We start from the raw sequence: 22772 nt of genomic DNA on the forward strand, positions 1-22772 counted from the left end.
TTCTATCCTCACTCTCCGTTTTTTATATAAAGAGTTCGCTCACCGAGCGTTCCCCATGAATCCGTTTGATCGCCTCAGCAAAAATGGGTGCTACCGAGAGTACCTTTACTCGATCCTGAACCCGACGACGAAGCATTTCCTGGTCACAGCAAATGGTATTCGTCACCACCACCTCTTCGATACATGATTGACCGATCCGCTCCAGAGCCGGCTCACTAAAAAGGGGATGCGTGGCACACGCATAGACCCTTTTGGCTCCATGCTTCAGAAGTGCTTCTGCTCCTTCTACGAGCGTCGCGGCGGTATCAATGAGGTCATCAACCATGATGGCATTTTTCCCTTTCACTTCTCCAATGACATTCATGACCATGACTTCAGAGTAGCTGGGCCGGTGTTTATCAATCACAGCAAGATCCACACCCAGAAAATTGGCAAAATTGCGCGCTCGAGCTGTCCCCCCCACATCAGGGCTGACCACGACAATATCTTTTAGCCCCTTCGCCGAAAAATAACGAGCTAAGAGTGACTGTGCTGCCAGGTTATCAACCGGAATGTCAAAAAAACCCTGAATTTGCCCGGCGTGAAGGTCCATGGTCAAAACCCGATTTACTCCTGCTGTGGTCAGGAGGTTGGCCACCAGTTTTGCAGAAATCGGTTCTCTCCCTTTGGTTTTACGATCCTGCTTACAATATCCATAAAACGGGATAACCGCGGTGATCCGCTCAGCCGAAGCCCGATTCAGCGCATCAATCATGATCAGGAGTTCCATCAGATGGTCATTCGCTGGAGGAGAAGTAGGCTGAACCACAAAAACATCGCATCCCCTGACGCTTTCCTCAATCCGCACCCGAATTTCTCCGTTTGGAAAGCGACCTACGTCAACTTTGCCAAGGGGAATATCCAGGTACCAGCATATTTCCTGTGCCAAAAAGGGGTTAGCCGTCCCGGAAAAAACCTTGAGATGCTGTGCAATTTCAACAAAACCAAACATTACTTCTCCTCTCCTCGCTTTCTTTTCGCCCACTCCTCAACGTTTACCTGTTTTGCCCTTCCTATCCCCAGGGCATACGGAGGGACATCCCGGGTAATTGTCGAACCGGCCGCAGTATATGCTCCTTCCCCGATTCGAACCGGAGCCACGAGCGAATTATTGCTCCCTATAAAGACCCGATCCTCGATAAAGGTGGGATTTTTTTTCTTCCCATCAAAATTACAGGTAATGGTGCCTGCCCCAACGTTGACCTCTCTTCCCACCTGTGCATCACCAAGGTAACTTAAGTGGAGTGCCTTTGTTCCTTCACCAATCTGAGAATTTTTCACTTCCACAAAATTGCCTATCCGCACCCCCTTACCAAGCATTGTACCCGGACGAAGGTGAGCAAACGGACCAACCAGCACATCATCTTCAAGGTAAGCATGTTCAACCACGCTATATTCGATGACACTATTTTGACCAACGACACTGTCCACAATCCTGGCAAAAGGTCCAATTCTCGTTCCCCTCCCAATTGCACTCTTTCCCTCAATCACGGCTCCGGGATATAACCACACATCACTTTCAACCTCAACGTCCCAGTCAATATAAACCGACTGTGGATCAAGAATCTTCACTCCTTTTACCCATAGCGAAGCAACTTTCTGCTCACGCACAAGCCCAAAAACACCAGCTAAATCTGCAGGACTATTCACATTCAGAAATTCTTCTCGCCATTCTACCTGAAAAGCCTGCACAGAAAACCCCTTTTTCCGGCCCACTGCTACTGCATCAGTTAAGTAAAACTCCTTCTGCTGATTTTCATCCCGAATCGCCTCCAGGATTGCTCCCAAAATTTCTTTCCGAAAAGCAAACACGCCCACATTGACTTCACGAATTAAACGTTCCTGCGGCGTACAATCTTTTTCCTCTACCACCCCTAAGGGAAAACCTTTTTCGTCCCGAATCACCCTTCCAAAACCTCCAGGATTGGGTGAAACGGCCGTCAGGAAGACCACATCGACATGCTGTGCTTCGACAAAATGAATCATCGCTTCTATGGTATCCCGGGGAAGAAGAGGCATATCAGCATATACGGTCAGCACCCACTCAATACCAGCATCACAAAAAGGCAAAGCGCTTTTTACAGCATGTGCCGTACCCCTGGGAATCTCCTGAGTCACAACTTCCACTCTACCTCCAAAAGTTTTTTTTGCTTCCTCAAGAAAAGAAGGAGAGAACACCGCCAGACGCTTTGCAAATCCAAGCGATTCGGTTACATCGAGCAAATATTCCATCAGCGGCTTACCCAGAACAGGGAGGAAAACCTTGGGAAGAGGAGAACGCATCCGTTTCCCCTGACCGGCAGCCAAAATCACCAAACACCACTTTTGCACCGTGTTTCCCTCATCTCCAAAAATAGAAAAAGATGGCTGGGGCGGAAGGATTCGAACCTTCGAATAAGGGATCCAAAGTCCCTTGCCTTACCGCTTGGCCACGCCCCATCCCTTGCGCAGAGCGCTTTCAATTATATCCCGAAGGTTCATGGGTGTCAACGAGATGTACAAGTTCACCTCGTGGGCACGCTCGATAAGACCAGTATCCTTCAGTAAACCCGGGGTGTCCTGGATTCCAAACTCCAATTTAGTCATTTTTATTGTACACTTCTTTCGTCCATCTTTGAAGGTGAAAACGCGGGCTTGAAAATTAATTTCGTCATCATGGAGATTCCAGAACTCTCCCGGAAGGTTCGTTTTCATCACCTGACCATTGTCTTGACCAAATCGATCGTAACCCGAAAATAAAGGGAGGAAAAGGCGGAACTGAAAAACCCCATACCCTGCCTTTTCAGAAAGGGAACGGATACCGAGCGTATCAACAGCGATGAAGTCACCGGAAGTTTGGAAATCTCAGTCTGAGATTACAGCCAGCGTGAGGACACAGAATTCTATCGCTTTTTGTTTATCCTACCTATTGCAGATTCACATGAATTTATATCTGAAAATAGCAGAGAAAATATGCAGGGAAACAATTGAAAGGTGATGCGAAAAACCGAGCAACTCAAAAAAAGAAACTCCGTAAAGCGCAAAAATGCAGCCAAAAAAACTATTTCCACCTCGACGAAAACTCAAAACACTCAGTAAAAATCGATAATCACCCATGCTATCGTAGAGTTCAAGAAAAAGAGTCTACTTACTTATTCCCCTTTACTGCCCTGAAGAAACTACGGTATTCAAAAAGGATGGAAAAGACTTTAGGATCAAAACGCTTCCTTTCCTTTTCCATTATGGCATATGCTTCATCCAGGGAATAAGCAGGACGATAATGACGTGCAGATGTCAAAGCATTAAACACATCTGCTACCGCCACAATCCGAGCCGAAAGCGGAATCTCTTCGCCTCGCAGACCATAGGGATATCCCGAACCATCAAAGCGTTCATGATGATAGAGGGCTACTTCGTAACAGGTCTTGAGTATTTCATTTTCGGGATGGCGCATGATAGCTTCTTTCAGGATATCTGCTCCATAGAACGTATGATTTTCGACCAACTTCCGTTCCTCAGGAGTATAAGGACCAGGTTTACGAAGAAGGTCGGTGGAGATAATAATTTTCCCGATGTCATGGAAAGCGGAAGCGATTCGGAGTCGTTCCGCAAATCGAAGATCCTCCACTTCGTAACGCTCACTATAAGCACGAGCAAGGATGAAGGAGAGAATACGAATATCGCGAACATGTTTCCCAGTATGGCCATCTTGCATTTCAATGATTTTTAAGGGTAGTTCAAGTACCACATCAAGTGTTGACCAGGTAAGTTTACGAAGCCCAGAGCGGAGATAGGCAAAGAGTTTTTTTGCCGATACCGGTTTTTCCAGAAAATCATCGGCACCACATTCTAAAGCACGGATGACGGCTTCTTCTTCACCATGACCAGAAAGGACGATAATATATGGATAAACATAGGAAAGCCGGTTACGTAACGCCGTAATCATTTCAAAACCATCCATTTCCGGCATACTGAGATCGGTGATGATAATTCGATAGGCATGAGGATGCCCCTCAAATATTTCCAGCGCTTCCTTTCCATTTCCGGCGCTTTGCACTTCGTATCCCCATGTTTCAAGGTATTTTGCAATGACCTCTATGATAACCGGTTCGTCATCCACAAGAAGAACTTTAAAATCGCTCACGGTGAACCCCTTACGAAACGCTCAGACCAGCCAAAAGCAACCCTCCTCCGATAAACAAAGAAACTTTTTCTGCTGGCATGGTATTCAGTATTCCCCGCACTACCCCACCCATCACCCCGGTGGGGGGAGTAGCTACCATCATCACATTGAGACGAGTCAAAAACGAGCCACATATCATGGTAGCGAGTTCTGAAAGGGCGCTTAAACCCATTTCAGAAGAAAGCCCACTAACATCGCCAATCATGATGCCAAGGAGAAACGAAGCCGCTTTTTCATCGAACTCCAGGCTCATAATTCCCTTCCGTTCTCCATTACATTCCAGAAGACCGGTGATGACACAGAGGACACCTGTTACCAGGTGCATATCTTCTTTAATAATTTTAAACTCGCCCAACTCAAGACCAAATGCCGAGAGTACTTCCTGAAGCGCACTGCCCAGTTCGGTAATCATGCGTTTTCCTCCAGCAAAATATTCATCTCCACATGGCCATGAGGAGTTTCAAAAACAACATGCGAGCCCCTCATGCCAAAGTTGAAGAATACCAGTCGTTCTCCCCAGAACGAACTTGGTGGCGCAGGTCGTACATTTTTGCCTGGGAAACGATTATTCACTCTGGTAAGGGCGTGACCAGCAACTAAGTTTCCAAACTCACTCACTGCCAGGATTTGTTCCTCCCAGGACGATGATGGATGACCACTCATGGTTCCATACAGCATGTTGAGAAAGGATTCTGGAACACCCAACCAGAATCTCCCTGAAAACCCTCCCGAAAAACCGACCACAGCCACAACACCATCAAACTGAATTTGGGAAATTTCCACTTCTCTTTTCGAAATCTCGCGAATACCTACACCGAGAAGCTGTACACAAACTTCTTGCGTTGCTTCAATAAAGTCCTGTACAATTTCGTAGATTTCTGCCTCGCTCATATCGCTACCCCCTCGCTAAATCCTCCAAAACCTCAAGGAGCCTTTGAGCAGTAAATGGCTTTTGAAGAGACACATGAATTCCCATGTTCATGGCTTTCTTCAAGAGATTCTCGTCTCCCATGGCGCTGAGAAGTAAAATTTTTGCTTCGGGGTTTAGCATCAAGATTTCCTCCGCTGCTTGTAGGCCATCTTTGACAGGCATGGTGACATCGAGCGTTACAATATCGGGGTTGAGTTCCCGATAGAGTGCTACCGCTTCCTCTCCGTTTTTAGCTTCTCCAATCACCTCAAATTTTGAACCCATACAGGCCTTTTTGACCATATTTCTGACAAGGGGTGAATCGTCCACTACCAGGACCCGCATATCGCGTCACCTCGTTCCCACCTTTTTCACAATCTCTCTATAAATTTGGTACGACGGAAGAACCACATCCGTCCCACCTCTTACGATGGCTTCTTGGGGCATACCAAAAACGATCGCCGTTTCTTCAGATTCAGCGATGGTATACCCTCCACTCTGGCGTATTCTCACCATGGCTTCAGCACCATCGTCCCCCATACCTGTCATGAGCACCCCTACCATTCGTTCACCAAAAACTTCCAGTACCGACATCATCATCACATCCACCGAAGGCATGAACATATGTTTGGGAATGGTGGAAAGGAGAATCAGAATTTCTTCTCCTTTACGTCCTACTTTGAGGTGATATCCCCCTTTCCCCACGTATACCACTCCTGGCTCCACCAACATACCATTTTCTGCTTCCACCACTCTAAGAGCACAGTAAGTATTGAGCCTCTCCGCATAAGATTTCGTAAAAGCAGGAGGCATGTGCTGGACGAGAAACACCGCCGCGTTCAACTCGGCTGGAAGGAATGGTAATACATCATAAATGGTTTTTGGCCCTCCAGTGGATATCCCAATGGCCACGGCTGAGAAGGAAAGGAACGGTTGCCGGTGACGGAACACCTTTTTTTCAACGGGAGAAACCGCTTTTCGCTGAGCAAGTCTTTGCAGAATGCGTTTCTTTCGGGAAGCTTTACAGGCAGCGCGCAACTTTTCCAGGAGTTCTTCCTGCACCAGATAAACATTAGTCGAAACCGTTCCACCAGGTTTGGCCACACAATCAAACGCCCCAAGCTCCAGTGCTTCAAAAGTCGTTACGGAACCATCCTGGGTAAGAGAAGAGACCACCACCACAGGAGCGATGGCTTCCTCTACGATAATCTGGAGGGCTGTCAAGCCATCCATTTTAGGCATATTGACATCCATGGTGATAACATCTGGGTGCAATGTCCGGGCCTTTTCCACCGCATCTTCTCCATCTCGGGCAACATCGATCACTTCAAAATCTGGTGACGCTGCAATGATCCTAGTTAACACCTTACGCATCAAGGCTGAATCATCGACTACCAGTACTCGCCACTTTTCCAAGATACTTACTCTCCTTCCTGAAACCTTTTCAGCGCTTTTTTCGGTACCCTTTTTTGAGGTTCCTCTTTGGTTTCCCCCTCCAGGATTTTCGCCATCGTTTCAATTTCCCTCTCACTAAAAATCCGATTAAGGTCAAGGATAAGGATGATTTCCTCTTCCAGACGAGCGACGTTTTTGATAAACCTTCCCGACTCACCCGATAACACGACTTCGGGCACGGTGGATATAGCGCTCTGCGGGATTTTTTCCACACCCTCCACTGCATCAACAATCAAACCGGTCTTTTTCTCCTCGATTTCGGCCACGATAATTCGGGTGGATTCGTCCCGCTTACCCTGGATAAGACCAAAGTGCCTGCGCAAATCCACAATCGGGGTCACTTCACCCCGAAGATTCATCACTCCTTCCAGAAATTCTGGAGCTCGGGGAACTCTGGTAATGGTAGCAATGCGGTTGATTTCTCGTACCTCCTCAATATCAACACCATACCGTTCTTCCGCCACCCGGAAAATGATGTACTGCGTTTCTACCTCTCGACCTATGGTTTTCGCTTCCCGACTCCGTTCTCCTCCCTCCTGAGACAACCCCGCAACTTCTTCTGAAAGCAAGGCGTCACTGCGTAGAATCATTATGGTCTGTTCCTCTTTGCGCACGATACCGGCAATTCCTTTTTTGCCAGCCTGTTCAAACAGGGAAGGTGGCTTCTGAATCTCACTTTTGCGTACCCGCAAAACTTCATGAATGCGGTCAACGATGAGTCCAAATTGCCTCCCGCGCAATCGGAGGACAATGACCTTGGTAAACTCATCCGTGCTTGCCGCAGGAAGAGCGAGCATGGTACGCAGATCAACGATGGGAAGGACGGTGCTCCGGAGATGAATCACTCCTTTGACATGGGGTGGTACATCCGGTACTTCAGTTGGCCTAGCGTAACGAATGATTTCTTGAACATCTTGAATGGGAAATGCATATTCTTCGCCAGCCAGTGCAAAGCTTACAATTTGCACATATTCCTCCACCCGTTTTTCATCGAATTTCTTGTCAACAGTTCGAGCTTCTCCAGAACGAGCGTCAAAATGCGCTTCCGAAACACCCATGGTAAAGAGTTTTTCTATCTCTAAGATCATCTGCAGTGTTTCGCCGGTACGAATAACCCTGCGCACCAGTTCGCTCGCCGTTGAAGCTTCCTCTATCCGGTCTTCCGTAATCTGAATCACCTGCGCTGTACGATCCACGACTACTCCCAGCGTTCTCCCCTTCCAATCAAGGACAACCACCTTAGAAGTCTCGAGGTCCTCTTCCTCAAAACCCATTCTTTGCCGAATACTCATCACTGGGAGGATTTCCCCCCGAAGATTGGCAACCCCCCGCACATATGCCGGTGTCAGTGGAACCCTGGTCACTTTGGGAACCCGAACGATTTCCCGCACATATTCAACTGGTACAGCATACATTTCCCCGGCAATGGCAAAGGTGACATACTTCGCTTCAGCTGTAGCAAGCATGCTCACACCTCCGCTTCATGTTGGAGTTCATCAGCAATGGCAGCAATTTCCTCAATCGCCTTGGCCAGCTCCTCCACCCCTTTTGCCTGTTCCCGAGCACCCTTGGCTGCTTCTTCAATAGCTGAAGCCGACTCGACAGCAGAAGAATTGATCTGTTCGATGGCCTTACCGGTCTCTTCAATCGCGGAAGCAATCTGTTCCAGCTCCTTTGCCACGGTATCGAACCGGGAGGTTAGGTCGAGCATCGCTTTTCTGACGCTCTCGAGAAGCTTGGTCGTTTCCCGAGCTTTTCCTACTTCACCGGCAGCAACTTTAGCTGAATCAGCGATATCGCTCGCAACAAGCTGAACCTGGTACTGAATATTGGTTACCAGGTCTTTGATCTGTTCGGCATTGCTCCCCGATTCGTTGGCCAGGGTCCGGATATCGTTGGCCACCACTGCGAAACCTTTGCCATACTCCCCAGCTCGGGCTGCTTCAATAAATCCATTGACCGCAAGCATATTGGTCTGTATGGTAACCTTATCGATGGTATCCACCGTTTTCCCAATACGTCGAGCACGCTCAGAAAGAGCTTCCACATTACCGGATGCTTTTGTATAGGACTCCGATGCAAAGGAGATCCCCTCAATCATCTTCTCCACACTCACTCGATTCTGGGCTATTTTCTCCGAGAGTTGTTGCAAAAGATTTAAATCACCTTCAACTACCATCCGCAGATCCTCTACCTTCTTGGCCAGAACTTCCACAATCTGCCTGGAACGTTCGGTGGATTCAGAGAGAATGTGGGCACCCTTTTCCAGCTGCTGCAAAGCAGTACCAATCTCTTGCGCACTACTTGAAAGTTCCTCAATGTTCGAAGAGAGCTCCTCTGCTGCGGAAGCCAGAGTTTCCGAAGACTTTTCGGTATCGGTAGAGGTTTTCAATTCTTCGGCAAGTTCGACCAGTTCCTGCGCTGCAGTACTCGTTTGCGCAAAGGCTTTACTCTGTTCCTCAACCGCCTTTGAGGATTGCGCTGCAGCCGAACTCATCTCTTCCGAGCCACTGGCCACCTGCTCGGAAGATTCCAGAAGTTCCTGGGCGGCATCGGCGCATTCATTCATATCCCGTAAAATCCTCTCCATGTGGACATTCATTTCCACAAAACGCTGAACAATGTCTTCAAGTTGTTCAGTCACTTCACGTCCCAGCTCCACCTGAGAACGAGAATCCTCCACAATCTTTTGAATATCCTGTACCGTTTGCACCACAGCTTGCTTGATGTCTCCCACAATACCAGTAATCTCCCGGGCTGAACGTTCGGATATCTCCGCCAATCCCCGGACTTCGTCAGCAACCACCGCAAAACCGCTACCGTGTTCTCCTGCTCTGGCCGCCTCAATGGCAGCGTTGAGCGCCAAAAGATTGGTTTGATCGGCAATCATGACCACCGTTTTGACGATTTCCTCAATCCGATTTGATTGTTCCTCGAGCTTGCGAATGAGCGCAGCCGATTCCTCGTTTTTCGTAGCCGATTCTTCAATAGCCCCGATGAGACCTTGAATACTCTCGTTCATCAATCCCAGTGTATTCTGAGCATCTCTGCCGCTTCGAACCATGTCCTGAGCCATGTTCTGGATGTTTTCAGCACTTGCCCGAATCTGGTTCACCGCCGCTCGCGACTCATCCGCAGCGCTGGAAGCCTGCTCAGCCCCAGCCGCGATCTGCTCCATAGCCTTGGCCAATTCTTCCACCGCAGATGACGCCTCTTCCACTCCAGCGAGTAACTCCTCAGCCGCACTGGAAATACGCTCAGCCATGGCTTGACGTTTAGCCAAGGTTCTCGCCCGAGCCCTCTCCTGAGCTCGTTGTCGTGCTTCGTCTCTTTTGACTTGAAGCTCTTCTTCCTCTACCGAGCGAATACCTGTCCGAGTCTGAACACTCTTTGCCCCTCCCTTTGTTTCCGGAACCGCCAGCTTTTTCTGAACCATCCCATATCCTCCTTTCAGGAACTGACGCTAAAGAACTTCCAAACCTATACCCCGCCTCTCTAAAGCCGTTCTTTCCTCCGTCACTTCAAGTACCCCTCCATGAATTGTTAACGTCTCTGCTTTACCAGTATCTGTGTCTTCCGCCACCACCTCCAGCACTCCGTTATCGTTCACGATAAAACTAATCGCCAGCCTTGCTTCGCCCTTCTTCCATCTCCGGGGAGAATGAAAATGAAAATAACCCAATCGCAATAACCTCTCCCCTCGTTCTTGGAGCACGGCCACCGTTACCTGATTCTGCTCGTCCTGGGTATTGGTAAACATTCTGGTCGCCACCGCCGGATAAACCGTACCTCGCTCGATTACCGGCACAAAACATCCATCATCATCCAGAACACCCAGGGAATGAGGAAGGATATCCCGAAACTCCACATGGTTTAGGCGTCCTTCCAGTATTCCCGCACACACCGCTGCACCCAGAGCTACAACTTCATCGGGATTTACCTCTCCTCGTAGTACCGCTTGAGGAAACATGGATCGCACGGTTTCACGAAAAAACGGCATCCGGGACGAACCGCCACTCAAGATCACCACATCGATATCCTGAGGAAGGACCCCCGTATCCCTCAACGTCACTTTAATGAGTTCAAAAGCCCGCTCAAAAAGATAAGCGGTCAATCGCTCAAATTGCTGGCGGGAAACGGCAAGATGCACATGTACTGGCCCATCCTCAGTCAAAGCAAGATAGGGAATAATAACGCTGGCCTCAGTGATACTGGAGAGATCCATCTTCACCCTCTCGGCATGAATCCATAGCTGGTGCATGGCGATGGGATCGCGTTCCAGGTCCACGCCACGTTCCTCAAAAACCGTCTCAGCAACCCAGTGTACCAGCACGGCGTCAAAATCGGCACCCCCAAGTTCGGTACTCCCACCCGTTCCCATGACTTCAAATAGCCCCTCCCGGCAGTTCATCAAGGTGATATCGAAGGTTCCTCCTCCAAAATCAAGCACCAGAATACGTTTATCTCCTTTTTCATGGATTCCGTACGCCAGAGCACCGGCAGTTGGTTCGTTCAACAGTTTCACCACCTCGATACCTCCCAGGGATGCGGCCCACAAAACACCCTGCCTCTGGTTATCATCAAAATAGGCAGGAACAGTCACCACGGCTTGTCGAACCTGCTCCCCCAAGAAATTTGAAGCGTACTGTCGCAACTTCTGAAAGATAAGCCCTCCGATTTCTGAGGGTGTGTATTGCCTTCCAAAAATAATGTAATGATGGCTGGTGCCCATTTTTCTCTTCACTCGCAGGATAGTCTGTTCAGGCCGGGCCAGAGCATGGGATTTGGCTAGTTCACCCACCAGAACCTGCTTCTCATTTTTAAAGTACACTACCGAAGGAGTAAGCCGAGCACCCCGTTCATTAATGATGATTTCTGGTCTCAAAGTCTTATCGACATAAGCGACCAGAGAATTGGTCGTGCCAAAATCAATGCCCACAATCATTGGCCTTTTCCCTCCAAAATGGAGAGATTCTCTCTAACCCTTTCATTATCGGCGTCTTCCCAAAGTGCTTCCCGCAAAATACCAATTGCTTGACTAACGAAACCATGTTCTGCCAGGATTACGGCAGCGTTGTTCAGCGCCTCGACACGCAGATGCCCACGTAATTCTGCAACTTTCATATAGAGATGAAAGGCTCCAAAAACATCCCCCTTCCGATCGCATTCTAAAGCCTGGGTAAAAAGTGTCCGCTCTGAACCTTCAGAAAAAAACACCCGAAGCCCTCTTCCCAGAGGACCACGGTTCATTGCCTTTTCATCCTTTCTACCATTTCGGCAACAATCATTCGCATATCCTGTGCAGCCCGACAATGGGGAGCATAACGGTGAACTGGCATCGCATGACTGGAAGCTTCCATCACTTTGATATCCTGCCGCAGGGGAGGAAAGATTTTATCCACCCCAAACGTGCGAGAAAGTTCACTCAAAATCTCCCGACCAAAACGAGTCCTCGTCTCAAAAAACGTCGGCACGATACCCAGAAAACAGATGAGTGGATTAAGTGTCCCACTCACGCGATAGTAGAGTTCCATCATCTGAGCAAGACCCACCCCAGAGAGAAAATCAATTTTGGTGGGAATAACAAGGTACTGAGTAGCCACCAGAGCACTCAGGGTGGTAAAGCCCAAAGATGGCGGTGTGTCGATGATCAGATAATCAAAAGAAGCTTCCATTTCGAGGAGGAAATCTCGAAGAATAAGCTCCCCATCCTGAACACGGCTCAACTCCACATCCAATGCTGCCAGATTCTGATTGGAAGGCGCAACGGTCAGGTTCTCAACCACACAGAAAAGTTCCGGTTTCCATCGCTTTCCTTCCAGAAAATCAATGAGAGCTTCATAGACGCTATATCGTACACTAAGAGGATTAAGACCAAGATGCACGGTGGCGTGAGCCTGAGAATCGAGATCGATGAGTAGACACTTTGTGCCCTGATCCCCAAGCAACGCCGCAACATTCACCGCCACTGTGGTTTTTCCAGTTCCGCCCTTACGATTGGAGAATGTCACGATTTTTCCCATCACTGCACCACTCTCTGGGGATTCAGGATGACCACCACCGATCCATCTCCCATAATGGTGATGCCAGATACCAATCCATCTCCCCGCATGTACTCCGGCACCGCTTTCACCAGATACTCTCCTTCTTCCAGGAATTTATCCACCACAATGGCAAAGGTTTCGTCACTACTCCCTATTACCACAAGCGGCACCAAATCAAAGTCAAAAACCTTGCTTCCAAAAGAAATGGTTCTTTGAAAAAGAATCTCCTCGGCCAATACCAGGGGAAGTATCGTACCCCTCACTTCCGCAAAGCGTCCATTAAAATATTCTCGCACCAGTTTCCGCGGAATTTTTACCGTCTCCCGAACAAAATCTAAGGGAAAGATGTACCGCTCGCCACCAATACCGACCATAAGACCCCGTATCACCAAAAGAGAAAGAGGGATGCGCATCCGTACCATGGTTCCTCTGCCCGGGACAGAATCGATGTCCACTCGTCCACCAATGCTTTCCACATTGGTTTTTACTACATCCATCCCCACGCCTCTTCCTGAAAGATCCGAAACAACCCGCGCGGTGCTGAAGCCAGGAGCGAAAAGGAAGGAAAGCACTTCCTGATCCGACAACCGCAATGCTTGCTCTGAAGACACAAGACCCCGTTCTACCGCTTTTACTCGAACCGCCTGAGTATCCACTCCCTTCCATCATCTTCTACCTCCACAAAAGCATACGCTCCCCGATAGTAAGCACGTAAAGCTATTTTCCCTTCCCTGGGCTTACCACAATGTTCTCGCTCCTCAGGTGTTTCAATACCATGATCGACTGCATTGCGTACCAGGTGTGTCAAAGGATCTGCCAGTTTCTCAATTACCGTACGGTCAAGTTCCGTATCACCGCTCTCCACAGCAAGAATGACATTTTTGCCCAGCGATTGGGCAAGATCCCGCACTGTTCTCCGGTAGCGCGCAAAGAGCTCTGCAACTGGAACCATGCGCAATGAAAGCACCATAGACTGAAACTCAGCAGTCAACCGTTCCAAACCAGAAGCAATGCCTTTCGCCTCCGAAAGGAAAACCGAAGACTCTTCTGCGATTTTTCGAATAAAAGTTCGAGTCGCATTTTTAAGGATTAAAAGTTCCCCAACCAGATTCAACATTTTCTCCAGCTTCTCACGGTCCACACGTACAGTATGCACAGCATCATGCGATACGCCAGCAGAAGAACACAACACTTGACCTCTCCGTTCTTCGTGAACCTCTCTTTGTGCCTTCATAGTGGCAATGAAATTCAAAAATTCAGCCTGCAGCCCTTGTAGACACGACACATCGCCCTCACAAGCTTTTTCGGCGATCTCCTCCACGAGAGAAAGGTGGGTTTCTAAACCAAGACGAACTAAGCCACTTTTCAACGCTTCACCCAATCGCACCACCTGTTCCTTTTCTTCCTGTGAAGGAGAAGCCGGAAAATCCTTCAAAACGTCCAGGAACTGTTCAGCAATGTTCAGAAAAGCCTCCAAAGTGGCCCTTTTCCCTTCTGAAGGAGGCTTTTCGACTTTCATTCCCAGAAACACCTCAATAGCCCCTCGAGGAAAACTGGTCACACCGTTGACGATAGCCTGACGAAGATTCTTTACCAGATCAATCCCGGTATAGGTCTCTTTAAACACTGTTTCATTCAGTCCAGCCTGACCATCCCGAACTTTTTGAAAGAGGTCTTCCAGGCGGTGTGCAACACGTTCTATAGAGCGGAAAAGTTCAGCCTGAGGACCTTCAGGAAGAAAACCCAAAACGAGTCGAGCCCCACCTTTGATGCTGTGAAACGCTCGCATCGCGGTGTCAACATGTTCTCCCCGGGAAGGTTCACCCTCCAGAAGAAGCAAAATGTCCTCTGCACGTGTCAGATTTTCTTCAAGTTCCGCCAAAAAATCTCGGAACACTTCTTTCACAAACACTTCGTCAACGATTGCAATTTTCTCCTGGTCTGCCATTTCTACCTTGGAAGGAGTTTCTCTTTTTTGACTCAGGATATGGTCAATCTTTGCAACCACACGTTCTTCTTGAAACTGAGCAAAGTCAACCCTCAGCGTTCCTCCAGAACATGTCGTCAGAGCTTCCCCAAGGTATCCCAAAATCTGCTGGACAAAGTCCTCCACTCCAAGTAAGGCGTCAACCACCTCTTGTACCGGAAACACCCTTCCGCTTTTCATCTCTTTTATCAAATCCTCAGCTCTATGACAGCTTGTAACAATTGGGGTGAGGTTTGCAAAACCAGCAATCCCCTTCAGCGAATGAAACGAACGAAAGAGCGAGTCAAGGAGTTCTACCCCGGCTCCTCTTTCCAGGGCAAGAATCCGTTCTTCCAGATCTGAGAGATAATCCGGTGCTTCTTCAAGAATTCCACGGAGAATTTCCACTTCTTCTGGCACAAACTGCATATGGGATCAACCCCCAATGGCCATATGCACACTCTCTACGAGAATTCCAGGCTGCGCAGGCTTCGTCAGGTAGAAATTCGCCCCAGCCCGAAGCCCTTCTTTGCAGTCTCTATCATCATCGAGAGTCGTCACAATGATGATCGGTACCTTTTGAAACAGCACCTCCTGTCGTACCCTTCGAATAAAGGTCAGGCCATCCATGTTGGGCATATTCAGATCGGTGATAATACAATCAATATCACCCTCGGCATATAGCTTCTCCAGACCCTCGGCACCATCAACGGCGTCAATCACCGTAAAGCCAGAGCTTCGCAAGATGTAGGCATGAAAATTCCTGGTCATCTGTGAATCGTCGATAATCAGAACCTTTGCCATTCCTGATTCAACTCCTGTAAGGGTTTACGGTACACCAGACTCTCTCCCATTCGGCGTAGTTCAAAGGCACTGGTGATACGGCTCATCGACTCGGAGTGCCCCAAGAAAATATATCCTCCGGGATTCATCATGGCATAAAAAGCCTCCACCACCTTTTTTCGGGAATCATCGGAAAAATAAATGAGGACATTGCGACAGAAAACAAAATCAAAACTCCGTCCTAAGGCAAACAGTTCCTCACGGTTACTGAGATTGACCTTGTGAAAGGTCACAAAATCCCGCACGTTATTCTTGACCATAAAGCCTTCCCCTGTCCTGATAAAGTACTTCTCCAAATATACCCGAGGAACATCTCGCACCGCCCGTTCATCATAAATCCCTCTCCGTGCACTTTCTAGAGCACGATAATCAATGTCCAGCGCATCAATAGAAAAAGTACAGGGTGGTTCAAGCATCTCCTGACAAATGATGGAAATGGTGTACGGTTCTTCCCCTGTGGAACAACCGGCGGATAGAATCCGAACGTGTCGCGAGGTTTTCCCTCCCACTACTTCCGGCAGGCAAAATTCGGCAAATGCCTGCAACTGGGGAAATTCTCGAAAAAAATAGGTTTCATTCACCGTGATGGTACACACCAGTTCTTCGAACTCTCTTCCCGAACCGTCATAACGCTTCAAATAATTGAGATACTCATTGACCGAAGAAAGCCCCAGAGTAGCAAGACGCTGTTCAATCCTCCGTTTGAGAAGGTAAATTTTCTGATCACCAATATAAACACCCGTCCGGGCATAGACGTAGTCACGTAACTGACAAAAGTCCCGAAATCCAAAAATCATTGTGGCTCGACACCCAATTTCCGAAGGGCATCCAGGGCACATTGTTTCACATCCTCATCCACTTCCTTTTCAAGAAGTGCTTGCACTTCGGGAATACATTCTTGAAGTCTATATTCCCCAATGACTTCCAAGGCTGCTAGGCGAAGGAGAGGATCTTCGCTCTCTAAAAACATCCGTACATCCTGCAAACAATTATCCCGATCTCCCTGAACAAGCAAGAAAAGGACCTCATATTTATTCGCAGAGGGAATATCGGAATCAAGGAGTATTCGAAGGCAACTCCCCATGGCCTTTTGATCACCTTCGCTTAGTGTATCAGTTCTCTGGATGATTCCTCGAATAACATCAAGAATTTCTTTATAAAATACCTTACCCCACCTGAAAGCAATATCGAGTACCAGGGAAAGGTACTCCCCACTACCACACCCTGCCAAAAAACGGAGGTACGAGGGAATGAGGTATTCCGGTAATGAAGCGGGATCAGGGAAAAGCTCTTGCACCACAGATTTCGTATACTGATTCCCTATTTTTCCCAGAGCCTCGAGACAGGCGGAAACCAGGAATGGGTCCTGAGCCCTTGCCAGAACATCAGCAATGCGGTCGGCATAACGATATCCTTGCCGGTCAGCAATATATTCCACGGCGGCAATCAGGTTATTCACATCGTCATCGTCCAAAGCACTGGCAATAATGTCTGTAACAATAGGGTTATTGAGGGCGTACAGGGCATCAAGGGCAAGCTTTCTGACATGTTTATCTTCGCTTTTGAGGCTCCTGGCAAGGATCTCCAGAGGAGCCTGCCACTGACTGGCCAGAATATCTACCGCAGCATTGCGCAGAAAGAGATCAGGTGAACGGAAAAGGACCGCAATCTTTTCGGGTATGGTACAATCCTGCAGTTTCTTGAGGGCCCTAACCACCGCTTCGCGAATGATATCACGGTGGTCTTCTTGAAGAATGGCGACCAGCGTATCTACATACTGAATGGCGTTCTGAGCAACAACGGCATCAAGAAAACCCAGAAAGGCCGGTAAGTCTTCGCGGAGAGGGACACCTTCTCTCTCTCTCTCGAAGGAATTCACTGAAATTCCCTCCCAAAAACCTTACCGTGATTCGGAAAAGTACGATGAAGCAACCCTTACAAACCGCGATTACACAGTACAACACCATTTGGAACATGTCAAGAGTTTCTTGTTGACTTTCTCAAAAAGGCCATGCACCAAACGCCACAGGCAAAACCCTTTTCACCCCCACCAAAAGGAATCAAAAACTCATCAGGCGGCAAACGATGGTGACACCGTCACGGAAACAGGATATAATAGAAGGGGGCGTGAAGGGATGGGCAAAGTTTCATTATCGGTTTTGGTTCAGGCAGTTGAAGAATTACCCGTTTTACCGACGATTGTCCAAAGGGTGATACAGCTTACGGAGGACCCAAAATCGACCGCAAAAGACATCAACAATGTTTTGAGTCAAGACCAGACTCTCACGGCGAAGGTCTTACGTCTGGCTAACTCTGCTTTTTATGGGTTTCCCCGCCGCATTTCCACCATCACCGAAGCCACAATCATCCTAGGTTTTCAGACCATTAAAAGCATCGTGATTGCCGCCACTGTAAGTGAGATACTCAAAAAATCGCTTCCGGGATATGCCCTGGAACAGGGAGAACTGTGGAAGCATTCTCAAACTTCGGCGATCGCCGCACGCATGCTCGCTCGAGAGACCAAGTTTCCTCGTCTGGAAGTCGCCTATACGGCCGCACTGCTTCACGATATCGGTAAACTCGTCCTGAATACGTACCTGAGTGATACATATCAGGAGGTCCTGGAAAAAGTGGAGGGTGAGCATCTTACCTTCACACAGGCAGAAGAAGCCGTACTCGGTTTTAACCATGCCCAGGTCGGAGCAAAAATCTGCGAGAAATGGAATTTACCTGCGGAACTCGTCGAGACCATCGCCTTCCATCATGAACCAGAAAGGGCTACCATAACCCCGAAACTGGTGGCCATTACCCATATTGCCGACTTTATAAGCGTTTCGATCGGCATAGGAATGGGAATCGATGGATTTTTCTACGGCATATCCCCGGAAGCTGTAACCCTTTTGGGAATCAATGAAACGCTGATTGACCGTCTTTTAGTACAACTCACCGATGTTCTGGTTGACCAAGACAGTTTTTGAGGGAAGGAGGGAAAAAAATTGGAATGGCAAAAGGGAACCATGTCCAAGAGATCGCAATGTATTTTTTGCGGCTACGCCATTCAACCCTATGCACCCTGTGCCTTTCGAGAAAAAAATGGAGAAACAGAATGTGCTCACCTGCACTGCCTGAAAAAGCAGAATCCTGAAGAATTCGAAAAGCTCCAATCTCAGTCTTGAGAAAGAATCCCTAATTTTTCAGCACTTTCGGAGAATTCAATTCTCGATTTATCTCACTAGCGATAAAGGAAGAAGCTCTGGTGTTGATTGTCTTCATTTCATGAGCCGTTTCTAAAGCTCGCTTCCAAAGAATTCTATTCCTCTTCCCAATCTGGCGTAAAGCCCAGCTCACGGCTTTTTTAACCATACGCCGCTCATCGCAGGAAGCACACAAAAGAAGAGTAAAAATATTTCCCCACCATTCATTAATTACCAATATATTTCCCATGGACAGCGAGTTCTGCAATCATAGCAAAACTTGACCTTTTGACAAATTCCTCCTTGCGTTCTGCAAAATCAAATATCTTTCGGTAAACATGACCAGTCCAAAGAAAAAGGTTTCCACAAACCTGGTCACAAATCTCCCAGTTGTCGAAATCCAGAACCCACCGTTCCATTTGCGCCTTCGTAACCAGTTTTGGGTCATCGACCATACTGGCAAGGAGCATAGTTTCCCGAATTTGGAAGCTCCAGAGCGTCAGGGCTAATTCATGGCTTACACCAAGAGAACGGGTCTTCCTTCGGAGTTCAGGCACAGAAACACCCAGCGCTTTTTTAGGAGTAATGCCAAACCGTTTTATATCCTGGACAACTTCTTCATGAGCCAGGGCGGAAAGTTTTTACACAATTTCCTCTGCGGTCAGTGCCAAACATTCCTTTTTACTTCAAAGAATGCACACCCTTCTCCTTCCTCAAAGAGCGTTTTTGATTTTTTCTTTCCCGCATCAAGCCCACTCAGATTGAGCGAGAGGAAAAAGCTCTGTTCTGGTTCCCAAAAGGAGGCCTCGACCTCGACACAATCCTCGATCTTTTTGCGTACAAAATATCTTTTCCCTGTCCATGCTTCGTCCTGAAATGAGTAAATACCCTCGGCTCCTACCGAAAATTCCTCATTTCCCAGACCCAGACCGAGAGTCATCTTTTCCCACTGAGCGTCCTCCAAATTATACTCTCCACGAGCATGAAGAAAACTCTCCTTTTCGTTACCCCAAATCAATTCCAGAGCAACCAGATTTTCCTTTTTGGGATCGAAGGAAAAAGGACTCTGTTCGGTGTCCAAAAAGCGGTACGAGAGTTTCAGATCAAGAGTCGGCGAAATCTCTTTTTCCCACCATACTGACCCTCCCAAACGGGGGATGGACTCCCCAGATTCGAAAGCAGTATGCCAGAAAAAAGCTTGAGCACCCCAAGAATCGCTCTGCCACTGAGCTCCCAGGTAAAGGTCTTCCCGCCACAAGGTGAGATCTTTTTCCTGAAAGCATCCGCTGCTCCAGTGCGCTTCCCAGGAAAAACCCTCTTCGCGTTTTTCCTCCAGGGAAAGAACGTATTGCGGAAAGCGAGAAAAGGTTACAGTGGTACCATCCACTTCCACATGTTCGTTTCGGACTACAATACCCCAGAAAGAGAAAACTCCGCTTCGGAAACGAACATACCCACCCATTGTATCGTCCTTATCCCGATAAAAATCTCCAAAAATCCTCGCTTCCCAGGGAAAAACAGTGAAAAGGAAATCGACGCCCCAGGAAAAACCCTGTCGAGTGGCCAATTCAGCCTGTGCTAAGAAAAGGCAATGGTCACCGAAGGGATACTCATAACGACCCCAAAGGTAATATCCTTTATCCCTTTCATACCCAAAATCCGGAGAAAAACCCCCTCCACCACCTTGGAGTGAGACTGAATACCTGGGAATTTCCAGAATTTTCTGGTTCCGGATATATAAATCCAGACCTTCCATAACCAGACGTTCCTGCGGAAGAACGACGACTTCTTTTACCCTTATACTATAAAGGGGTGGTGCACGATGACATCCGGTGAGGAGTACATGTTCTCCACGCCATTTTCCCTGAGCATACTGGATTTTCTGTCCCCGAAAAAGGAGTTCTCCCTGCTCTCCAAGCTTATAAAAAAGCTCAGCTTCTTTAACCCACCCCTCTTTTCGCTTAAAGGAATAATAAAAAGCACTCCCTCTCACGCGATTTGCACCCAGAGAGGCCTCCACAGGAACCGGAACCACCAGTTCAAGCTCTGGGAGAAAAAAAAGCGCGCGCTCAGTCTGAACGCTGATTTCTTGCCAAGATACCATCACCTTCCCCCAGGCTTCGATCTTCCCTTCTTTTTCTCCGTATAGGATATTCTCGGCCCGAATCCGAATGCCATCCTCAGCAAAAAGGGGCAGAGTGAAACTAATGAACCATCCCAGAAAAAAAAGAAAAAAAATTTTTCGAGTCATTCTTCCATTTTCTGTAACTCGCGAATCGTGTCTTTAACTTGCCTTATTTCTTGTTCAACCTTCTTCACTTCTTCCTCCAGGCGTCCTTTTTTGAGTTCCAATTCTTTGATCCGTTCCTCCAACCGGAGGATTTCTTCCTCCAAACTCGGTTTCCATTCCGGGCGAGAGTAATCGGGCGCAACGTAAGGGTTGGCAAATTCAAGCTTTACCTCAGCACTAACCAAGTTCGGATCCAGAGAAACTTTGTTCACAACCAGAGCAATCGATTTTGTTTCCGGAGTAACAAAGGGGTTCCCGTTTTTGTCAAAACGGGGAAAATAGACTTTGCCGGTTACCTCCCTAAAAATTCGTTCTCCCAGCTCTTTGGAAAAGGTAACCGGAAATAACTCGCGCCCTTTATCGTCGACAAGATAGGTATTCTTTCCGAAATCAATGGGATAGAGCGGTGCTCCCTTTAATTTTTTGATGGTTATTTCAAAAACAAGATACCGACCGAGCTGTTCCCGCTGAATAAAATCCCGATGGTACGCCAGTTGTTCCTCCAAAGAAAGGAGATTCTCCTTGCCATATTTTGCAACCCAGGCCTGGGTCAACTCTTCATTCCAGAACGTGGCTCGAACCGAAAAGGTATTCTCCACGGTCACCGAACGCGTCCACCTCTTCAGTGTGTCGCGATACACCTGAGCATAATCGACTTCTGCCCAAGCCACATTGGCAAAAGCAAAAGTCACGAGAAATACCGCAACCATCGTCCATAATTTTCTCATTTTCCACCTTCCTCTCAATCCCACTCTTCGAGTGGTTTAATCTCGATTTTCACCGGTGATTCATCCTCTTCAAGAGACCGCTCCGAAGGAGAAACTCCTTCCAAGCCCTCAGTGGCCTCGAATTCCAGAGAACCACTGCTTTCCTTCTCCGAAGGTACTTCCTCTATCGTCCAGGACTCCTCTGGAGATTCTTGAAGTACATCTTCCTGGGGTGTCCAGCCCAGAAGAGGTCCTGAAACATCTCTCTCTTCACCAATTTCCACAAAAAACTCCGTTCCCTTTTCCACTTTTACCGGATCTCCCTGCACAAAGACCCCAGCCACGGCTCCCAGAGGACCGAGAATGGCAAGACCAGCAACGCTTGCCCCAACCGCGTAGGCCAGAGCCTTGTTCTCCTGAATCGCTTTCTCACCCAAAGTAAGAGGAAGCGACGTGCCATCAACCGCCTGGATGCTTCCAAAGTCGATCTGCAACCGTCCGGAACGACCAAAAGCTCCTTTGCGACGCACCTTTGTCAATCTCCCCTCCCCCTTTGTTCCTTTAGCAATGACCACAACACCGTCCACCTGGACATCTTCCATAACCTCATAGGGAACCGGATCGCCAACTTCATTTTTTTCCGAATTGAGCGACGTGCGCAGCGCAATCTTGACCAGAGTCTCCCGAGGAACTTTCACGGTGAAGGCTTTCACCTGTGCAGGATTGACACACGTCTTATACAGACGGTCGACCCTTACTCCAATGGGTTCATCACTGACCACACCAAAGATCAGCTTTTCCAGTTCTTCCAATTCTGAAACTAAAATTCCGGTCGAAGATGGTTCAGAACGGAGCGTCAAACGAATAGCCCGAATCTTGAAATCAAGCGATGGTTCTTCTCTTGTGCCAGTTAGAATAAACGTCTTGAGTGTCTGAGTTCTTTCCATAAGCGTCCCCGAAAGGGTATCACCGATAAGCTCCCTCTCAACCTTTTCAATGCGAGCCAGAACACTCCCGCTCTGAGGAACGCCATAGAGAATCTTCTCCATAGCTTCAAGGTCCTTCACCAGTGGCGAAACAACCTGTTCCTGAGGAAACGTTGAACAGCACAACCACAACACCCAAACAATCACCACTCCCGCACTCACCAATTTTTTCATAT

At 48.1% G+C, this 22772-nt stretch carries 24 protein-coding genes and 1 tRNA gene; 1 reads left to right on the top strand and 24 read right to left on the bottom strand.

Annotation, left to right across the window (positions count from 1 at the left end; all coding sequences use genetic code 11):
- Nucleotides 1-22: 22 nt before the first annotated feature.
- The 19 genes from ABDK92_00515 to ABDK92_00605 form a co-directional block, all read right to left on the bottom strand.
- Nucleotides 23-991 carry a ribose-phosphate pyrophosphokinase gene (locus ABDK92_00515; GenBank protein MEN3185108.1) on the bottom strand — a complete coding sequence of 323 codons (969 nt, stop codon included), beginning with the start codon at nt 989-991 and terminating at the stop codon, nt 23-25.
- Nucleotides 991-2370 (bottom strand): bifunctional UDP-N-acetylglucosamine diphosphorylase/glucosamine-1-phosphate N-acetyltransferase GlmU, encoded by a 1380-nt coding sequence (glmU, locus tag ABDK92_00520; protein MEN3185109.1) that lies wholly within the window; start codon nt 2368-2370, stop codon nt 991-993. Before glmU ends, ABDK92_00515 begins: the two co-directional genes overlap by 1 nt.
- A 33-nt stretch (nt 2371-2403) precedes the next feature.
- Nucleotides 2404-2478 (bottom strand) — tRNA-Gln (locus tag ABDK92_00525).
- A complete protein-coding gene (locus tag ABDK92_00530; protein MEN3185110.1) occupies nt 2458-2733 on the bottom strand; it encodes a hypothetical protein in 276 nt (91 codons plus the stop codon). Before ABDK92_00530 ends, ABDK92_00525 begins: the two co-directional genes overlap by 21 nt.
- A 433-nt stretch (nt 2734-3166) precedes the next feature.
- Nucleotides 3167-4162, bottom strand: coding sequence for an HD domain-containing phosphohydrolase (locus ABDK92_00535; protein ID MEN3185111.1), 996 nt, complete (start codon nt 4160-4162; stop codon nt 3167-3169).
- Nucleotides 4163-4172: 10 nt separating this feature from the next.
- Nucleotides 4173-4613 carry a chemotaxis protein CheX gene (locus ABDK92_00540; protein MEN3185112.1) on the bottom strand — a complete coding sequence of 147 codons (441 nt, stop codon included), beginning with the start codon at nt 4611-4613 and terminating at the stop codon, nt 4173-4175.
- Nucleotides 4610-5092 carry a chemotaxis protein CheX gene (locus ABDK92_00545; GenBank protein MEN3185113.1) on the bottom strand — a complete coding sequence of 161 codons (483 nt, stop codon included), beginning with the start codon at nt 5090-5092 and terminating at the stop codon, nt 4610-4612. Before ABDK92_00545 ends, ABDK92_00540 begins: the two co-directional genes overlap by 4 nt.
- A 4-nt stretch (nt 5093-5096) precedes the next feature.
- The gene (locus ABDK92_00550) at nt 5097-5456 is read right to left on the bottom strand and encodes a response regulator (protein ID MEN3185114.1); all 360 of its coding nucleotides are present in this window, start codon (nt 5454-5456) and stop codon (nt 5097-5099) included.
- Between the two features lie 6 nt (nt 5457-5462).
- Nucleotides 5463-6527, bottom strand: a complete 1065-nt coding sequence (locus ABDK92_00555; protein ID MEN3185115.1) for a chemotaxis response regulator protein-glutamate methylesterase — start codon at nt 6525-6527, stop codon at nt 5463-5465.
- Between the two features lie 5 nt (nt 6528-6532).
- Entirely contained in the window at nt 6533-8032 is a 1500-nt protein-coding gene (locus tag ABDK92_00560) for a chemotaxis protein CheW (GenBank protein ID MEN3185116.1), read from the bottom strand.
- Nucleotides 8033-8034: 2 nt separating this feature from the next.
- On the bottom strand, nt 8035-10002 hold the full coding sequence (locus tag ABDK92_00565; GenBank protein ID MEN3185117.1) for a methyl-accepting chemotaxis protein: 1968 nt from the start codon (nt 10000-10002) through the stop codon (nt 8035-8037).
- A 27-nt stretch (nt 10003-10029) separates the two neighbouring features.
- Nucleotides 10030-11511 carry an Hsp70 family protein gene (locus tag ABDK92_00570; GenBank protein ID MEN3185118.1) on the bottom strand — a complete coding sequence of 494 codons (1482 nt, stop codon included), beginning with the start codon at nt 11509-11511 and terminating at the stop codon, nt 10030-10032.
- The gene (locus tag ABDK92_00575) at nt 11508-11816 is read right to left on the bottom strand and encodes a hypothetical protein (GenBank protein ID MEN3185119.1); all 309 of its coding nucleotides are present in this window, start codon (nt 11814-11816) and stop codon (nt 11508-11510) included. Before ABDK92_00575 ends, ABDK92_00570 begins: the two co-directional genes overlap by 4 nt.
- Nucleotides 11813-12589, bottom strand: coding sequence for a ParA family protein (locus ABDK92_00580; GenBank protein MEN3185120.1), 777 nt, complete (start codon nt 12587-12589; stop codon nt 11813-11815). The genes ABDK92_00575 and ABDK92_00580 overlap by 4 nt, the downstream gene beginning before the upstream one ends.
- On the bottom strand, nt 12589-13266 hold the full coding sequence (locus ABDK92_00585) for a chemotaxis protein CheW (protein MEN3185121.1): 678 nt from the start codon (nt 13264-13266) through the stop codon (nt 12589-12591). Before ABDK92_00585 ends, ABDK92_00580 begins: the two co-directional genes overlap by 1 nt.
- Complete coding sequence (locus tag ABDK92_00590; protein MEN3185122.1) at nt 13242-15005, bottom strand: Hpt domain-containing protein; 1764 nt, start codon at nt 15003-15005, stop codon at nt 13242-13244. The genes ABDK92_00585 and ABDK92_00590 overlap by 25 nt, the downstream gene beginning before the upstream one ends.
- 6 nt (nt 15006-15011) lie before the next feature.
- The gene (locus tag ABDK92_00595) at nt 15012-15380 is read right to left on the bottom strand and encodes a response regulator (GenBank protein ID MEN3185123.1); all 369 of its coding nucleotides are present in this window, start codon (nt 15378-15380) and stop codon (nt 15012-15014) included.
- Nucleotides 15365-16216 (bottom strand): protein-glutamate O-methyltransferase CheR, encoded by an 852-nt coding sequence (locus tag ABDK92_00600; protein MEN3185124.1) that lies wholly within the window; start codon nt 16214-16216, stop codon nt 15365-15367. The genes ABDK92_00595 and ABDK92_00600 overlap by 16 nt, the downstream gene beginning before the upstream one ends.
- On the bottom strand, nt 16213-17298 hold the full coding sequence (locus ABDK92_00605; GenBank protein MEN3185125.1) for a HEAT repeat domain-containing protein: 1086 nt from the start codon (nt 17296-17298) through the stop codon (nt 16213-16215). The genes ABDK92_00600 and ABDK92_00605 overlap by 4 nt, the downstream gene beginning before the upstream one ends.
- Nucleotides 17299-17554: 256 nt before the next feature.
- Between ABDK92_00605 and ABDK92_00610 the strand changes: the two genes are divergently transcribed.
- Entirely contained in the window at nt 17555-18397 is an 843-nt protein-coding gene (locus ABDK92_00610; protein ID MEN3185126.1) for an HDOD domain-containing protein, read from the top strand.
- A 208-nt stretch (nt 18398-18605) separates the two neighbouring features.
- Here the strand turns inward: ABDK92_00610 and ABDK92_00615 are convergent, their stop codons facing one another.
- The 5 genes from ABDK92_00615 to ABDK92_00635 are packed head-to-tail and all read right to left on the bottom strand — an operon-like array spanning nt 18606 to nt 22770.
- The gene (locus ABDK92_00615; GenBank protein MEN3185127.1) at nt 18606-18851 is read right to left on the bottom strand and encodes a DNA alkylation repair protein; all 246 of its coding nucleotides are present in this window, start codon (nt 18849-18851) and stop codon (nt 18606-18608) included.
- Nucleotides 18841-19242, bottom strand: a complete 402-nt coding sequence (locus ABDK92_00620) for a DNA alkylation repair protein (protein ID MEN3185128.1) — start codon at nt 19240-19242, stop codon at nt 18841-18843. The genes ABDK92_00615 and ABDK92_00620 overlap by 11 nt, the downstream gene beginning before the upstream one ends.
- A gap of 32 nt (nt 19243-19274) precedes the next feature.
- Nucleotides 19275-20864 (bottom strand): hypothetical protein, encoded by a 1590-nt coding sequence (locus tag ABDK92_00625; GenBank protein MEN3185129.1) that lies wholly within the window; start codon nt 20862-20864, stop codon nt 19275-19277.
- A complete protein-coding gene (locus tag ABDK92_00630) occupies nt 20861-21631 on the bottom strand; it encodes a hypothetical protein (GenBank protein MEN3185130.1) in 771 nt (256 codons plus the stop codon). Before ABDK92_00630 ends, ABDK92_00625 begins: the two co-directional genes overlap by 4 nt.
- Before the next feature lie 14 nt (nt 21632-21645).
- Nucleotides 21646-22770, bottom strand: a complete 1125-nt coding sequence (locus tag ABDK92_00635) for a hypothetical protein (GenBank protein MEN3185131.1) — start codon at nt 22768-22770, stop codon at nt 21646-21648.
- Between the last annotated feature and the right edge of the window lie 2 nt (nt 22771-22772).

Source organism: Atribacterota bacterium, from assembly GCA_039638595.1.
In the GTDB taxonomy this organism is placed as follows: domain Bacteria; phylum Atribacterota; class Atribacteria; order Atribacterales; family Caldatribacteriaceae; genus Profundicultor; species Profundicultor thermophilus.

What these genes read in the sequence shown, in the direction of transcription:
- ABDK92_00515 (MEN3185108.1), bottom strand. Translation starts at nt 991, where the DNA reads ATGTTTGGTTTTGTTGAAATTGCACAGCATCTCAAGGTTTTTTCCGGG.
- ABDK92_00530 (MEN3185110.1), bottom strand. Translation starts at nt 2,733, where the DNA reads ATGAAAACGAACCTTCCGGGAGAGTTCTGGAATCTCCATGATGACGAA.
- ABDK92_00540 (MEN3185112.1), bottom strand. Translation starts at nt 4,613, where the DNA reads ATGATTACCGAACTGGGCAGTGCGCTTCAGGAAGTACTCTCGGCATTT.
- ABDK92_00545 (MEN3185113.1), bottom strand. Translation starts at nt 5,092, where the DNA reads ATGAGCGAGGCAGAAATCTACGAAATTGTACAGGACTTTATTGAAGCA.
- ABDK92_00550 (MEN3185114.1), bottom strand. Translation starts at nt 5,456, where the DNA reads ATGCGGGTCCTGGTAGTGGACGATTCACCCCTTGTCAGAAATATGGTC.
- ABDK92_00560 (MEN3185116.1), bottom strand. Translation starts at nt 8,032, where the DNA reads ATGCTTGCTACAGCTGAAGCGAAGTATGTCACCTTTGCCATTGCCGGG.
- ABDK92_00565 (MEN3185117.1), bottom strand. Translation starts at nt 10,002, where the DNA reads ATGGTTCAGAAAAAGCTGGCGGTTCCGGAAACAAAGGGAGGGGCAAAG.
- ABDK92_00570 (MEN3185118.1), bottom strand. Translation starts at nt 11,511, where the DNA reads ATGATTGTGGGCATTGATTTTGGCACGACCAATTCTCTGGTCGCTTAT.
- ABDK92_00575 (MEN3185119.1), bottom strand. Translation starts at nt 11,816, where the DNA reads ATGAACCGTGGTCCTCTGGGAAGAGGGCTTCGGGTGTTTTTTTCTGAA.
- ABDK92_00580 (MEN3185120.1), bottom strand. Translation starts at nt 12,589, where the DNA reads ATGGGAAAAATCGTGACATTCTCCAATCGTAAGGGCGGAACTGGAAAA.
- ABDK92_00590 (MEN3185122.1), bottom strand. Translation starts at nt 15,005, where the DNA reads ATGCAGTTTGTGCCAGAAGAAGTGGAAATTCTCCGTGGAATTCTTGAA.
- ABDK92_00595 (MEN3185123.1), bottom strand. Translation starts at nt 15,380, where the DNA reads ATGGCAAAGGTTCTGATTATCGACGATTCACAGATGACCAGGAATTTT.
- ABDK92_00600 (MEN3185124.1), bottom strand. Translation starts at nt 16,216, where the DNA reads ATGATTTTTGGATTTCGGGACTTTTGTCAGTTACGTGACTACGTCTAT.
- ABDK92_00610 (MEN3185126.1), top strand. Translation starts at nt 17,555, where the DNA reads ATGGGCAAAGTTTCATTATCGGTTTTGGTTCAGGCAGTTGAAGAATTA.
- ABDK92_00625 (MEN3185129.1), bottom strand. Translation starts at nt 20,864, where the DNA reads ATGACTCGAAAAATTTTTTTTCTTTTTTTTCTGGGATGGTTCATTAGT.
- ABDK92_00630 (MEN3185130.1), bottom strand. Translation starts at nt 21,631, where the DNA reads ATGAGAAAATTATGGACGATGGTTGCGGTATTTCTCGTGACTTTTGCT.
- ABDK92_00635 (MEN3185131.1), bottom strand. Translation starts at nt 22,770, where the DNA reads ATGAAAAAATTGGTGAGTGCGGGAGTGGTGATTGTTTGGGTGTTGTGG.